This window comes from Corallococcus macrosporus (assembly GCF_017302985.1).
Taxonomy (GTDB): Bacteria; Myxococcota; Myxococcia; order Myxococcales; family Myxococcaceae; genus Corallococcus; species Corallococcus macrosporus_A.
In genome coordinates this window covers 1,607,803-1,620,702 of sequence record NZ_JAFIMU010000007.1, presented here as the reverse complement: position 1 = coordinate 1,620,702, position 12,900 = coordinate 1,607,803, and the positions used below count along the sequence as shown (strand labels likewise).

The 12,900-nt window shown below is 71.9% G+C and carries 10 protein-coding genes; 4 read left to right on the top strand and 6 right to left on the bottom strand.

Features of this window, described 5'->3' with window-relative positions:
- Positions 1–79 precede the first annotated feature (79 nt).
- Both JYK02_RS18895 and JYK02_RS18890 read left to right on the top strand, forming a co-directional pair.
- Positions 80–2,008, top strand: a complete 1,929-nt coding sequence (locus JYK02_RS18895; RefSeq protein ID WP_207052908.1) for a protein kinase domain-containing protein — start codon at positions 80–82, stop codon at positions 2,006–2,008.
- 74 nt (positions 2,009–2,082) lie between these two features.
- Positions 2,083–3,393: an ABC1 kinase family protein gene (locus JYK02_RS18890; protein WP_207052906.1), complete on the top strand. Its 1,311-nt coding sequence runs from the start codon at positions 2,083–2,085 to the stop codon at positions 3,391–3,393.
- Positions 3,394–3,416: 23 nt separating this feature from the next.
- Here the strand turns inward: JYK02_RS18890 and JYK02_RS18885 are convergent, their stop codons facing one another.
- Positions 3,417–3,812: a response regulator gene (locus JYK02_RS18885; protein ID WP_207052904.1), complete on the bottom strand. Its 396-nt coding sequence runs from the start codon at positions 3,810–3,812 to the stop codon at positions 3,417–3,419.
- A 312-nt stretch (positions 3,813–4,124) separates the two neighbouring features.
- Here JYK02_RS18885 and JYK02_RS18880 point away from each other — a divergent pair, with 312 nt between their 5' ends.
- Complete coding sequence (locus JYK02_RS18880; protein ID WP_207052902.1) at positions 4,125–5,183, top strand: chemotaxis protein CheB; 1,059 nt, start codon at positions 4,125–4,127, stop codon at positions 5,181–5,183.
- Positions 5,184–5,198: 15 nt separating this feature from the next.
- Here JYK02_RS18880 and JYK02_RS18875 read toward each other — a convergent pair whose 3' ends face one another.
- Both JYK02_RS18875 and JYK02_RS18870 read right to left on the bottom strand, forming a co-directional pair.
- The gene (locus JYK02_RS18875) at positions 5,199–6,476 is read right to left on the bottom strand and encodes a sensor histidine kinase (RefSeq protein ID WP_207052900.1); all 1,278 of its coding nucleotides are present in this window, start codon (positions 6,474–6,476) and stop codon (positions 5,199–5,201) included.
- Positions 6,473–8,410 carry a CheR family methyltransferase gene (locus JYK02_RS18870; protein ID WP_207052898.1) on the bottom strand — a complete coding sequence of 646 codons (1,938 nt, stop codon included), beginning with the start codon at positions 8,408–8,410 and terminating at the stop codon, positions 6,473–6,475. Before JYK02_RS18870 ends, JYK02_RS18875 begins: the two co-directional genes overlap by 4 nt.
- A gap of 647 nt (positions 8,411–9,057) precedes the next feature.
- Between JYK02_RS18870 and JYK02_RS18865 the strand changes: the two genes are divergently transcribed.
- Complete coding sequence (locus JYK02_RS18865; RefSeq protein WP_242588802.1) at positions 9,058–9,747, top strand: response regulator transcription factor; 690 nt, start codon at positions 9,058–9,060, stop codon at positions 9,745–9,747.
- A gap of 9 nt (positions 9,748–9,756) precedes the next feature.
- Here the strand turns inward: JYK02_RS18865 and JYK02_RS18860 are convergent, their stop codons facing one another.
- The 3 genes from JYK02_RS18860 to JYK02_RS18850 all read right to left on the bottom strand — a co-directional run bounded on the left by JYK02_RS18860 (position 9,757) and on the right by JYK02_RS18850 (position 12,899).
- Complete coding sequence (locus JYK02_RS18860; RefSeq protein ID WP_207052897.1) at positions 9,757–10,419, bottom strand: dienelactone hydrolase family protein; 663 nt, start codon at positions 10,417–10,419, stop codon at positions 9,757–9,759.
- Positions 10,420–10,722: 303 nt separating this feature from the next.
- The gene (locus JYK02_RS18855) at positions 10,723–11,763 is read right to left on the bottom strand and encodes a methyltransferase (RefSeq protein WP_207052896.1); all 1,041 of its coding nucleotides are present in this window, start codon (positions 11,761–11,763) and stop codon (positions 10,723–10,725) included.
- Positions 11,760–12,899 carry an aminotransferase class V-fold PLP-dependent enzyme gene (locus JYK02_RS18850; protein WP_347402523.1) on the bottom strand — a complete coding sequence of 380 codons (1,140 nt, stop codon included), beginning with the start codon at positions 12,897–12,899 and terminating at the stop codon, positions 11,760–11,762. The genes JYK02_RS18855 and JYK02_RS18850 overlap by 4 nt, the downstream gene beginning before the upstream one ends.
- Position 12,900 lies beyond the last annotated feature (1 nt).

Here is a 12,900-nt window from a genome sequence, read left to right as displayed (position 1 = left end):
CCCGACTGCTGGCACACCGCTCGCATCGGCCGCTGACGCTGTCCTCACCCCCGCTTCGCCTTTCCAGGTTCCGGACCCCGTGCTCGCCCAGTCGCCTCTCTCCTGTTCCTGCGGTCAGCTCCACTCCAGCGCGGAGCCGTGCCCCACGCTGATGCGGGGGCTGGACCTCAACGGCGGCACGATGCTCTACGCCGGCACGCCGCCGCCGGGACCGGCTTCCGCGCTGCAGCCCGCCACGCCCTCGCCCATGTCGTCTCCCACGCCCGTGGTTCCGTCCCTCGTGGGCCAGGAGTTCGGCCGCTTCCGCGTCGTGCGCGAATTGGGCCGCGGCGGCATGGGCACCGTGTTCCTCGCGGAGCACACGCTCATCCAGAAGCGCGTGGCCATCAAGGTGCTCCACGCGCACCTGGCCCAGGCCCCGGAGCTCGTCGCCCGCTTCCTGTCGGAAGCCCGCACGCTCACGCTGGTGCAGCACGAGAACGTGGTCACCCTCTACGACCTGGACTCGCGCGACGGGCGCCCGTACCTCGTCATGGAGTACCTGGAGGGCGACAGCCTGGCCAACTTCGCCCGCGGCCCCATGGCCCCGGCGCTGGTGGTGGACCTGATGACGCAGGTGTGTGACGCCCTGGGCGCCGCGCACGCGCACGGCATCGTCCACCGCGACCTCAAGCCCGCCAACGTCTTCCTCGTCCCCAGCCCCAGCGGCAAGCAGCGCGTGAAGCTGCTCGACTTCGGCATCGCCAAGCTGCTGTCCCGCCCCGCCGGGGAGATGACCACCGAAGTGGGCGTCCTCCTGGGCACGCCGGAGTTCATGGCCCCCGAGCAGTGCGGCGACGGCATCGTGGACGCGCGCAGCGACCTGTACGCGGCCGGCGTGCTCGCCTACCTGCTGCTCACCGGCCAGGTGCCCTTCTACGGCCGCACCGCCGCCGAAATCCTGGTGGGCCACCTGCAGAAGGAGCCCGTCCCGCCGCACGAGCTGAACCCCGCCGTGCCGGAGGCCCTGTCCCGCGTCCTGCTGCGCGCGCTGGCCAAGCGGCCCGAGCACCGGTTCGCCTCGGCCGCGGAGCTGCGCTCGGCCCTGGAGGCATCGCTCGCGCCGCCGCCCGCGCCCACCGCGCCGCCGCTCACCGCGCTCCTGCGCGGCAAGGGCACCCAGGCCGGCGTGGAGCTCAAGGGCGAGTGGGTGGGCCGCTCCGGCCTCTTCTTCCAGCTGGCCACCCAGCCTCCGGCGCTGCTGTCGGACGTGTCGCTGGTGCTCCGGCTGCCCGGCGGCGAGCTGCCGTGCACCGCGCAGGTGGTGCGCCACGTCACCGCCGAGCAGGCACAGGCGTGGAACATGTCCCCGGGCTTCGGCGTGCAGCTGCGCGACGCCAGCCCCGCCTTCCAGGCCCAGCTGGCCCAGCTTCGCAACGGCGCCCGCCCGGCGCCCACGGCCACCACCGCCGCCATCCCCACGCCGGAGGACGCGCAGGCGGAGGCGGTGCTCCAGGGCTTCCGCCGGCGGCTCGCCGGGGACCCGTACGCCGTGCTGGAGCTGCCGCGCGACGCCACGCTGGAGTCCGTGCGCACCGCCGCCCAGCGCGCCCGCGGGGCGCTGGAGCTGCTCAAGGCCCGCCCGCTGTCGGAAGGGCAGCGCGCCCAGGTGGACCGCGCGCTGGAGCGCGTGGCCGGGGCGCTGCACACGCTGGGGCACGTGGAGCGGCGCGTGGAGTACGACGCCACGCTGGGCAACGTGGAGGGCATCGAGCGGTGCCTGGCCGCGGGCCTCACCGCCACCATGCTGGAGCAGTGCCGCCGCCGCTTCCTCGCGGGCAACACCGGCCGCGAGGGCCGCGCCGCCGTGCACCGGCTGTCCGGTGACGCGCTGGCGTCCGTGGGCCGGCTGGAGGAGGCGCTCGCCGCCTACGAGCTGGCTGTCCGCGCGGACCCCCTGGACCTGGAGGGGCTCAAGCGCTGGCGCTTCCTCCGGGCCCGGGTGCGCGGCTCGGCCGCCCCCCGGTAGGGGAGCCGGGCTCGCATCCATCCGGGGGTCGTCTTGCGTATGGGAGAGCAGTCCCCGTTAACTCCTCCTCTCCCATGGCTTCCGAACCCGACGACAAGCTGCCGCCCCAGGGGCGCTTCAACCGCCTGCGCAAGCTGGCCGGCCTCTCCATGCACGTGGGCACGGAGGTGCTCAAAGCGGGCGCCAAACAGCTCTCCGGCAGCAGCCCCACGGACCTGCTCAGCCTGGGCACCGCGGAGAAGCTGGTGGCCACGCTGGGGGAGATGAAGGGCGCGGCCATGAAGCTGGGCCAGGCGCTCTCCATGGACCCGGACCTGCTCACGCCCGAGGTGCGGCAGATGCTGGCCCGGCTGCAGAACCAGGCCCCGGCCATGTCCTACGCGCAGGTGTCGCGCGTGATTCAACAGGAGCTGGGCGCGCCGCCGGAGGCGCTGTTCCAGGAGTTCTCCCCGGAGGCGCTCGCCGCCGCGTCGCTGGGCCAGGTGCACCGCGCGGTGCTGCACGACGGCCGCAAGGTCGCGGTGAAGGTGCAGTACCCCGGCATCGACGCGTCCATGGGCCACGACATGGACAACCTGGGCCTCGTCGTGAAGACGGTGTCCAAGACGTCGCGGATGATGGACGGCACCGCCTACTTCCAGGAGTTCCGCGACGAGCTCATGCTGGAGCTGGACTACCGCCGCGAGGCGAAGCTGGCCCAGGGCTTCGCGAAGAGCGTGGCGCGGCTGCCGGACCTGTACGTGCCCCAGGTCATCGAGGAGCGCAGCTCCCACCGCGTGCTCACGCTGGAGCTGTTGGAAGGCCAGACGCTCAAGGACTGGGTGACGACGTCGCCGGACAACGAGGCGCGCTTCCGCGTCGCGCGCCAGCTCATCCGCGCCACCTACGGGCCGTTCCTGGACGCGGGGGAAATCCACGCGGACCCGCACCCCGGCAACTTCATGGTGATGCCGGACGGGCGCATGGGGCTGCTGGACTTCGGCTCCATCAAGCGCTTCACCCCGGGCTTCGTCGCGGCCAACCGCCGTATGTTCCAGCAGGCGCTGCGGCTGGAGACGCTGGACGTGCTGGGGCTGTGCCGCGAGGTGGGCTTCTCCGTGGAGCTGGCGGAGGCGGAAGCGGAGGTGCTGCTGCGCGAGGTGCTGCACATCGCCGGGCGGCCCATGCGCAGCGCGCCGTATGACTACGGCACCTGCGACATCAACCGCGACATGCGCAACCACTTCACGAAGAACGCCGCGCGCATGATGCGCATCCGGCCGCCCCCGGAGGCGATGATGTTCTTCCGCGCCACCGGCGGGCTGGCGCAGAACCTGCGCCTCGTGGGCGCCGCCGGTGACTTCCGGCAGGTGTTCCTGGAGGTCGGCGCGCTCGTGGGCGAGTAGGCCTCGCCCGGGCAGCGCTGGCCTTAAGTGCCGGCGGCGGCGCGCGGGCGCTTGTGCAGCCGCTCCAGCTTGCGCGCCAGGTCCGCGCCCTGGGTGCTCTTGGAGAGGTAGCCGTCCGCGCCGGCCTGCAGGGCCAGCGCGCGCAGCTTCGACTCGTCGGAGGCGGAGTAGAGGACGAAGCGCGTGTGCTCCGGCGCCTGCTGCCGCGCCAGCGCCAGCACCTTGTCTCCGCTCAGCGCGGGGATGTTCACGTCCAGCAGCACGATGTCCGGCGCCGTGGTGCGCACCAGGTTGGAGACCCCCAGCGACGAGCGGTGGGTGCGCACCTCGAAGTTGTACGAGGACAACGAGCGCTCCGTCAGCGCGAGCTGGTCCGGGTCATCGTCCACGATGAGGACGCGAATCTTCGACTCCGACATGGTGGCTCCCCCTGGAACCGACGTTGGGTGCCCCGGCCGGCACGATGCCGCCCCAAGGAACAAAAGTGACCCGGGCACGCCCGGATTATCACCCACCCCCCTCCCTGCTGGCCAGCCTCCCTGGAATTTTACGGGTTTCTTCTGCGGGAAATCACACCGCGCGTCGCCCCCCGGGTGGGCAATGTGTGAAGCCGTCCCTAGCCTTGAGAGACACGAGTGCGCCAGGAGGGTGGCAAGCCTCCAAGCCAGGAGCCGCCTGATGCAGGTCCAGGGTGGCGGACCGGAGGCGGGTGCGTGGCGGTTGGAGGCGGTGTGAGGCTCGCGCAAAACCACGACATCCTCGTTATCGGTGCCTCGACGGGAGGCGTGGAGGCCCTGAGCCTGCTGGTCCGGCACCTGCCGAGGGATCTGGCCGCCACCGTGATGGTGGTGCTGCACGTGTCCTCCCAGCACCGCAGCTACCTGCCGGAGATATTGACCCGCTCCGGGCCCCTGCCGGCCCACCATCCCCAGGACGGGGAGCGCCTGGAGCAGGGCCGCATCTACGTGGCACCCAATGACAGACACCTGCTGGTGGAGTCCGGGTGCGTACGGGTGGTGAAGGGGCCCAAGGAGAACGGGCACCGGCCGGCGGTGGATCCGCTGTTCCGCTCGGCCGCCAGTGCCTACGGGCCGCGTGTGGTGGGGGTGGTGCTCACCGGGGCGCTGGACTGCGGCACGTCCGGGCTGCTCGCGGTGAAGAAGGAGGGCGGAGTGGCCGTGGTGCAGGACCCCCGCGACGCGTTCTGCCCGGACATGCCCCGCAGCGCGCTGGAGTTCGTGGCGGTGGACCACTGCGTGTCCATGGACGAGATGGCGCCCCTGCTGACGCAGCTGGTCTCGCGGCCCGTGCCCGCGCGGGCGCGCAAGCGTTCGCGCCAGGTGGAGAACGAGGTGAAGGTGATGAAGGTGGACATCCCCTCCATGGAGGATCCGCCCGCGCCGCTGGAGTACGCGAAGCCGTCCCACTTCTCCTGCCCCGACTGCGGCGGCGTCCTCTTCGAGCTGGAGGAGGAGGGGCTCCTGCGCTTCCGGTGCAGGACGGGCCATGCCTACACCGGCGAGGCGCTGGCGGGCAGCCAGCAGCACCACCTGGACGCCGCGCTGTGGGCCGCCCTGCGCGCGCTGGAGGAGAGCGCCTCGCTGTCGCGCCGCATGGCCGCCCGCGCCCGGGAGCGCAACCACCTCCGCTCCGCGGATCGCTTCGACGAACGCGCCCGTGCCGCCGAGGCCCAGGTGGAGCTCTTGCGCCAGGCGGTGGTGACCGGGCCGGCGCCCTCCGCGATGCCCGCCGAGGCCGAGGCCGCGGACGGACCGGAGCAGACCGGCTGAGCGCCGCCCCTCGCGTCAGCGGGCTCCGGCCTTGCGGCGCGCGGGAGGCTTGAGCGCCGGAAAGGTGATGTGGAACACCGCGCCCCCCTTGGAGCGGTTGGCCGCGCTGAGCTTGCCGCCCGCGCGCGTCACCACGCCGTGGGCCATGGACAGGCCCAGGCCCGTGCCCTTGTCGCCCTTGGTGGTGAAGAACGGCTGGAAGAGGTTCGGCAGGTGCTCCTCCGGGATGCCGGTGCCCTCGTCCTCCACCTTGAGCCACACGGTCTTCGCGCGGTGGCCCGCGCTCACGCGGATGGTCCCGCCGTGAGGCATCGCGTCGCGCGCGTTGATGAGCAGGTTGATGACGACGTAGCGCAGCTCCATGGCGGAGCCCGCCACCCGCGGAAGCGCATCCGGCAGCGCCAGCTCCAGGACGAGCGGAGCGCTGGTGCGCTGGGCGCGGTGCTCGATGCCCCCGCGCGCGATGTCCACCGCGTCCCGGACCACCTCCACGAGCTGCACGTGCTCGACGCCGCCCGTGGGCTTCTGGCGCGTGAAGTCCTGGAGGCGCCCCACGCGGCCGCTCGCGTCGGACACGATGTGCGTCAGCGCGTCCAGGTGGCGCTGGCTGTTCTCCGCGATGACCGTGTCGCGCTGGAGCATCTCCAGCCGCAGGCGCATGGCGTTGAGCGTGTTGCGCAGGTCATGCGCGATGCCCGCGGCCAGCTCGCCCAGGGCGCGGATCTGCGCGCGCTCCACGCCCACGGCGCGAGCGCGCACCAGCTCCTCCTCCGCCTCCACCTGGACCGTGATGTCTTGGGCGAGCAGCAGGACCTCTCCGCCCACGGGACCGGCGACGCGCTCGGTCCGGAGCTCCAGCACCCGGGGCACGTCCGCGTGGGACCGGCGGTAGCGTGTGAGCCGCGCCCCCTCTTCCACCTGGGACAGCACGCCCTCCGCCTCCGCCAGGGTCAGCTCGCGCAGGGAGACATGCTCCGGGCCCGTGGGCCCGTGGGGGCCAAGGAGCCGCCAGGGCCCCTTCACGCGGCACAGCGCATGCCAGCGCGAGTTGGCCAGGATGACCCGTCCCGTGCGCGCCACCGCCAGCGCGCTCTCGCTGGTCTCCAGCGCCCAGCTGGACAGCTTGAAGGTGCTGACGTGCAGCGTGGTGCGCTCCTCCAGCTTGCGCACCAGCGCGGTGTGCTTCGTCAGCAGCTCCCGGTACTTGCGCATGAGGCCCGGGCGCTCCACGGGCGCGGCCTCCGGCGGCTCCGGCGGCTCCGGCGGCTGCGGTGGAGCGCGGCGGGCCCTCATGACTTGCCCCGGCTCTTGAGCCGCCGGTTCTCCTCCAGCAGCGCGGTGGCGCGGGTGGTGTCCTCGAAGAGGATGATGGAGCCCAGCACGGTCGTGTCGGTGACCAGCGGTGTGGCCACCATGGTGGCGCTGCCCTTGCCGCCGTGGGGCAGTTGGTAGGGGATGCCCTCCATCCGCAGGGAGCGGTTCTCCTGCAGGTGCCGGCGCAGCTTCAGCAGCAGGGTGCGCTTGAGGGCGGGCACGTGCAGGGACCACAGCGTCTGGCCCACGGCCTCGCGCTCGGTGAGGCCCAGCAGCCGCTCCGCCGCCAGGTTCCAGGTGGTGATGCGGCCGTCGCCCTCCAGCACGAGCACCGCCGCGGAGAGCGTGCGGATGATGGTGCGCTGGCAGAAGGCCAGCGAGTCCATCTCCAGCGTGCGGTGCGCCAGCTCGCGGTTGGTGGCGTCCAGCTCCGAGTTGGCGGACTGGAGCTCCTCGTTGGTCGTCTCCAGCTCCTCGTTGGTGGACTGGAGCTCCTCGTTGGTCGTCTGCAGCTCCTCGTTCGCGGACTGGAGCTCCTCGTTGGTCGTCTCCAGCTCCTCGTTGGAGGCGCGCAGCTCCTCGGTGGAGGACTGCATCCGCAGGTTGATGGACTGCAGCTCCTCCTGCGCCGTCTGCAGGGCCTGCTCCAGCCCGCGCACGTGGGTCATGTCGTGGGTGACGTACACCAGGCCCTGGCGCGTGCCGCCCCGGTCGCGCAGGGGGACCACCTGCGTGCGCACCGTGAGGGACTCTCCACCGGGGCCCTCCATGAGGCCGTCGGCGGACTCGCGCTCGGAGCGGCCGGAGCGCACGCGGCTGCTCTGTTCGATGAGCAGGTCCCCGCCCAGCCCGCCCAGCCCCAGCGATGTCAGCTTCTTGCCCAGGACGTCCCCCTCGTTGCGGTTCCACATCCGCGCCGCCGCGCGGTTCCACAGCGTCACCGTGCCCTCGTTGTCCGTCGTGATGACCGGGCAGGGCTGCGAGTCCACGAGGTTGCGCAGGAAGGGCCGCTCCGGGTCGATGAGCGCGGGCTCGATGAGGCGCGGCGGGGGCAGCGGCTCCAGGGGCAGCCGGTCCTGCGTCGTGGCCGCCAGCTCCGCCAGGCCGTCCTTGCGGTAGATGCGCCGCGACAGGTCCACCGGCCGGAAGAGCCGCGCCGCGAAGGGGATGAGCTCCGAGCGGCCCAGCACCATCAGGCCGTTGCGCCGCAGGGCGAACTGGAAGCGCGCCAGCACCCGCTTCTGCAGGTCCGAGTCCAGGTAGATGAAGACGTTGCGGCACAACAGCAGGTCGATGCGCGACACCGGCGCGTCCGACACCAGGTTGTTCACCCCGAACACCACCGCGCGGCGGATCTCCTTGCGCACGGTGAAGCTGTTGCCGGTGCGCACGAAGAAGCGCTCCAGCCGCTCCTTGGACACGTTCTCCAGCTGCTCGGGGGCATAGACGCCGCGCCGGGCCGCGGCGATGGCGTCCTCGTCCACGTCCGTGCCGAACACCTTCAGCTCCGGGCCGGGGTGCCCCGGTCCCAGGGCCTCCGCCGCGGCGATGGCCAGCGAGTACGCCTCCTCACCCGTGGCGCAGCCCGCGCTCCAGATGCGCAGCTCCTTGTCCGGCCGCTGCTGGATGAGCTGCACCAGGGACTGCTCCAGCGTCTGCCAGACCTCCTTGTCGCGGAAGAAGCTGGTCAGCTTGATGAGCATGGAAGACACCAGGGTGGTGACCTCCACGGGGTCCCGCTCCAGCAGCGCCAGGTAGGCCGCGCGGGTCCGGCAGCGGGTGGCCTGCATCCGCCGCTCGATACGCCGCTGCAGCGTGGCCCGCTTGTACTGACGGAAGTCGAAGTTCCGCACCTCCCGCACCTTCTCCAGGATGGCTTCGAGCTCGCTGTCGCGGGGGGGCTTGGACGCCATGACCCACGAAGTAGCGCAGCCCCCCTGGTCCAGCAAGACCCGCATCCTCGGGGCGCGGGCATCACCCATTGGTCGCGAGTCCAATTCCGTGAACCCGGGCAGCTCCCAAGGTTTCAATCCAGGAGCTGTCTCCCCATGTCTCCAGACACCATCCACATTCCTCCGGAGCTGATGGCACAACTGGAAGGCTTTCCTCGCAGGCCCCGGCTTGCGATCCGGTTGAGATTGATGCGGCTGGCGGAGGCCGCGGCGTCATGGCCCCCGGAAGACCCTCGCTGGGCACACCTGGCCCAGGCGGACGCGGAGGGCTGGCGCTTCTACACGGAAGGGTGCTGCGTCCGGGTCCGGAGGGACCAGGACGCGGGAGGGCTGAGGGTCCATGCACTCGGGCGGGTGGTTGTCCGGGTGGGGGCCGCGACTAAATGCGTCAGCTCGAGCGTTGCTTTTTGGAGCCCGCGGAGGCGGTGAGAGTTCCCGCTCCGTGAAACGGCTGCTATGCATGTCCTCTGCCGGGGCTTTCCTGCCCTTGGGAGGCCGCGCTCCCGGGGGGGAGCCGGCTCACGGGGGACTGTCATCAAACCCAATTGGGTGAAGCCATTCGCCGGGTGAGGACGGCAGCCGCTCCCCGGAAACACGAGGCTGGCATCATGGATATGAGTTCGATGGGGTCGGAGATACGCGTGGCCATGCTGGAGGATCAGCTGATCTTCCGGGAGAGCCTGGTGACCTTGCTGGAAGGCGCGGGAATGAAGGTCGTGTCCCGTTGCGCGGACAGTGGTTCGTTCCTGTCCCAGATGCGCAGTGCCGCTCCCCACGTCGCCCTCGTGGACCTCCGGCTGGAGCACGTGGGCCGGAGCGAAGCGGAAGACGGCCTCGCGGTGCTGAAGTACCTGCATGACTTCCATCCCCACATCCGGTCGCTGGTGCTGTCGGGCATGCAGGAGCCGGCCACGGTGGAGAGCTGCTTCCAGGCGGGCGCGGCGGGCTACCTGTGCAAGCTCAACGTGAGCTGTGATGAGCTCATCCAGGCGGTGCGCCGCGTGGCCCGGGGCGAGCGGCTGCTGCCCGTGGAGATGCTCAACCCCCATGCCTTGCAGCTGAATGAGCTGTCCTCCACGGCTCCGGCCCTGTCGCGGCTCACCTTGCGGGAGCGCGAGGTGCTGGGGTACGTGGCGGCGGGCGCGGACAACCTGAAGATCGCCGCGCACCTGGGCATCACCGAGCGCACGGTGAAGGCCCACCTCACCAGCATCTACCGCAAGCTGGGGCCGGAGAACCGCGCCCAGCTCGCGGTGCTGGCCTGCGAGCTGGGCGTCACCCGCCCCGTGCTGGCCTGAGTCCCTGCCTCAGGGCGCCGCGGCTTCTTCCGCGGCATCCCGGGGCCGGCCCAGGTGCTGGAGGAACCACTCCCCGGCGAGCTCCGCCACCTGCTCCAGCTCCGAGTCCTCCTGGAAGTGGTGCGTGGCGCCCGGGATGATGTCCATGCGCTTGTCGGTGCGGAGCGCTTCGTAGGCCCGGCGGTTGATGTCCAGGCCCAGCGTGTCCGCGCCGCCCACGAGCAGCAGCGTGGGTGCCTGCACCTTGGGCAGCACCGCGCCAGCCAGGTCCGGACGGCCGCCGCGCGACACGACGGCCTCCACCTGATCAGGCCGGAAGGCCGCCGCCGACAGCGCCGCGCCCGCGCCGGTGTGCGCGCCGAAGTAGCCCACGCGCAGGCCCTGCGTGAGGCCCTCGCGCTGGAGCCACCGGGCGGCTCCCGCCATGCGCATGCCCAGCAGGCCCACGTTGAAGCGCAGCTGCCGCGTGCGGCGCTCCTCCATCTCCTCGCTGGTCAGCAAGTCCATCAGCAGGGTGCCCAGCCCCATCGCCTGGAACAGGCGCGAGGTCTGCGCGAGCCGTGGACTCTGGAGGCTGCTGTCGCTGCCGCGCGCCAGCACCACCACGCCCCGGGCCCCCGCGGGCACCGCCAACCGCCCTCGGACGAGGACGGCGTCATCGACCGGCACCATCACCTCGCGCTCCAGATGCGTGCGCGCCGCCGATCTGCCACCACGCTGCGCTTGCGACTCCCGCGCTTCTTCCCACCCGTGGTCCTGCCCTACCGCCTTCAACCCCGTTCGTGACCGGGGACCCGTCATACGGCTCCTCCCGTCTGCGTTTGGCTGGTTACAGCGTCTGGCTGAGGGACAGTCTGCGCATGCTGGCCCTCCCTGTGACCTGTCGGAAGGTCCAGGGTGTCCAGCGTAGGACACGGACACGGACGCGGGGGAGGACGCCCGGGGTGGGGGACGTCCTGCCGCACTCACGGGACCTCAGGGCTTCGTCGCCACCACCAGCTCGAAGGGACCGGGCAGCACCTTCGCGTCCGTGAAGCCGGAGGCGGTGAGCGCCTCCAGGTAGAACTCCACCTCGCGCAGGCGGCTCACGCAGGTGTCCACGCCGATGAGGAAGTAGGACCAGAAGAACTGGGCCGCCAGCCGCTCCGGGGTGCGGAACTCCTCGCAGATGAGCACGCGCCCGCCGGAGGGCAGGGCGGTGAAGGCGGCCTGCATGAGCGAGCGCGCCACCTCCGCGGGCCAGTCATGCAGCACGCGCACGAACGACAGCGCGTCGTAGCCCGTGGGCAGGGGCTCCTTCAGGAAGTCGCCGCCGACGAAGCCCATGCGCTTGTCGGACAGGCCCGCGCGCTCGCGCGTGCGCGTGACGAGCGCTTCGGTGGCGGGCAGGTTGTAGACGTCCACGGCGAGCGCCGGGTGCTGGCGCAGCAGGTGCTCCGCGAGCGTGCCGTCTCCGCCGCCCACGTCCAGCAGCCGCGCTCCGGAGGGCCACAGCGCGCCCGCGTGCGTGCGGAACGTCTCCAGGATGGGGCCCAGGCCCGCGGCCATGCTGGCCTCGAAGCCCTCCACCTGCTCGGGCGTGCGCGGGGGCCAGTCGAAGGACGTGGCGGACATGGAGTGCTCACCGCGCAGCGTCTCCGGCAGCCGGCCGTGCAGGGCCTTCCAGTCGTACTTCTCGCGGTCGCGCTCCAGCGAGTTCGCGCCCAGCACGGCCTCCGCCGCCGCGCGCAGGCCGGGGACGCCGCGGTAGCGGGCCGCCTCCAGCGCGTCCTGGGTCTGCTCGCGCTGCACCAGGCCCAGGCTCTCCAGGCAGTCGAGGAACTTGTAGAGCCGCTTGGGCACCAGGCCGTGCTTCGCGGACAGCTCGCCCAGCGTCACGGGCCCGGGCTCCAGCGCGTCCAGCAGGCCCAGGTCGAGGGCCGTCTGCACGACGTCCAGCGCGCGGGCGCCGTTGAACAGCAGGTGCAGCAGGGCGCGGGGCGACGGCGCCTCGCGGGTGATGGGGGCCGTGCTCATGCGGACTCCTGGCGCTGCTCCGCGATGAGCGCGTCCATGAAGGCGTCGACTTCCTCGGGCGAATTGTAGAAGTGCGGCGCGGCGCGCAGGTATCCGCGGTGGCTGCAGATGAAGCCGCGCGCCACCAGCCGCTGCGTCACCTGGGCGTCGCCCGGGAAGCGCATCGCCACCACGCCGCCGCGGCGGTGCGGCTCACGCGGGGTGACGACGTGCAGGCCGGCTTCGTCCGCGCGGGCCATCAGCCGGTCCGTGAGCTTCAGCGAGTGCTCGCGCACGGCGTGGATGCCCACGCCCTTGAGCAGCTCCAGGCCCGGGCGGGACAGCAGCACCATGAGGGGCGCGGGCGTGCCGCCCATGAGGCGGCGGGCATCCGGGGCGTAGTCCGTCGTCTGCTGGAAGCCGAGCGGGGACGCGCCGGCCAGCCACCCGGTGGCGGCGGGGCGGAGCGAGGGGAGCAGGTCCGGGCGCACATACATGAAGGCCGCTTCGGATCCGCCCAGCCACTTGTGCGCGCCGCCCATGAGGAAGTCCACATCGAGCGCACGCACGTCGATGGGGACGGTGCCCACGGTCTGGTACGCGTCCGTGGCGATGAGGGCCCCGGCCGCGTGTGCCGCCTTCGCGATGCGCGCGACGTCCAGCACCGCGCCGGTGGCGAAGGCGCCGTGGGCGACGCAGACGATGCGGGTGCGCGCGTCGATGGCCGCCTCCAGGGCGGCTTCATCCACGCGGCCGTCCTTCGATGGGACGACGACGAGTTCCGCTCCGTAGCGCGCGAAGCCCTTCCAGATGAAGGGGACGGTGGGGAACTCCAGGTCGGTGACGACGACGCGGCGGCGCTCTCCGGTGAACTCCAGGCACGAGGCCAGGCGCGACAGGTGCGCGCTCAGGTTGGTGTCCAGCGCCACGGAGCCGGCGGGCGCGCCGATGAGGCCCGCCACGCCGTCCGCGTACGCCTGCATCTGGGACAGCCATGTGTCCCAGGTGTCATCGCGCCACGCGCGCATCGTGTTCCAGTACTGCGCCAGCACGCCCTCGGCCGCCCGGGGCAGGGCCCCGGTGGAGTTGCTGTTGAGGTACGTGCAGGTCTGGAGCAGCGGGTACTCCGCGCGCAGGGCTCCCGGGAGTGCCGCCACG

What these genes read in the sequence shown, in the direction of transcription:
- JYK02_RS18890 (WP_207052906.1), top strand. Translation starts at nt 2,083, where the DNA reads ATGGCTTCCGAACCCGACGACAAGCTGCCGCCCCAGGGGCGCTTCAAC.
- JYK02_RS18870 (WP_207052898.1), bottom strand. Translation starts at nt 8,410, where the DNA reads ATGGCGTCCAAGCCCCCCCGCGACAGCGAGCTCGAAGCCATCCTGGAG.
- JYK02_RS18875 (WP_207052900.1), bottom strand. Translation starts at nt 6,476, where the DNA reads ATGAGGGCCCGCCGCGCTCCACCGCAGCCGCCGGAGCCGCCGGAGCCG.
- JYK02_RS18865 (WP_242588802.1), top strand. Translation starts at nt 9,058, where the DNA reads ATGGATATGAGTTCGATGGGGTCGGAGATACGCGTGGCCATGCTGGAG.
- JYK02_RS18885 (WP_207052904.1), bottom strand. Translation starts at nt 3,812, where the DNA reads ATGTCGGAGTCGAAGATTCGCGTCCTCATCGTGGACGATGACCCGGAC.
- JYK02_RS18855 (WP_207052896.1), bottom strand. Translation starts at nt 11,763, where the DNA reads ATGAGCACGGCCCCCATCACCCGCGAGGCGCCGTCGCCCCGCGCCCTG.
- JYK02_RS18860 (WP_207052897.1), bottom strand. Translation starts at nt 10,419, where the DNA reads ATGGTGCCGGTCGATGACGCCGTCCTCGTCCGAGGGCGGTTGGCGGTG.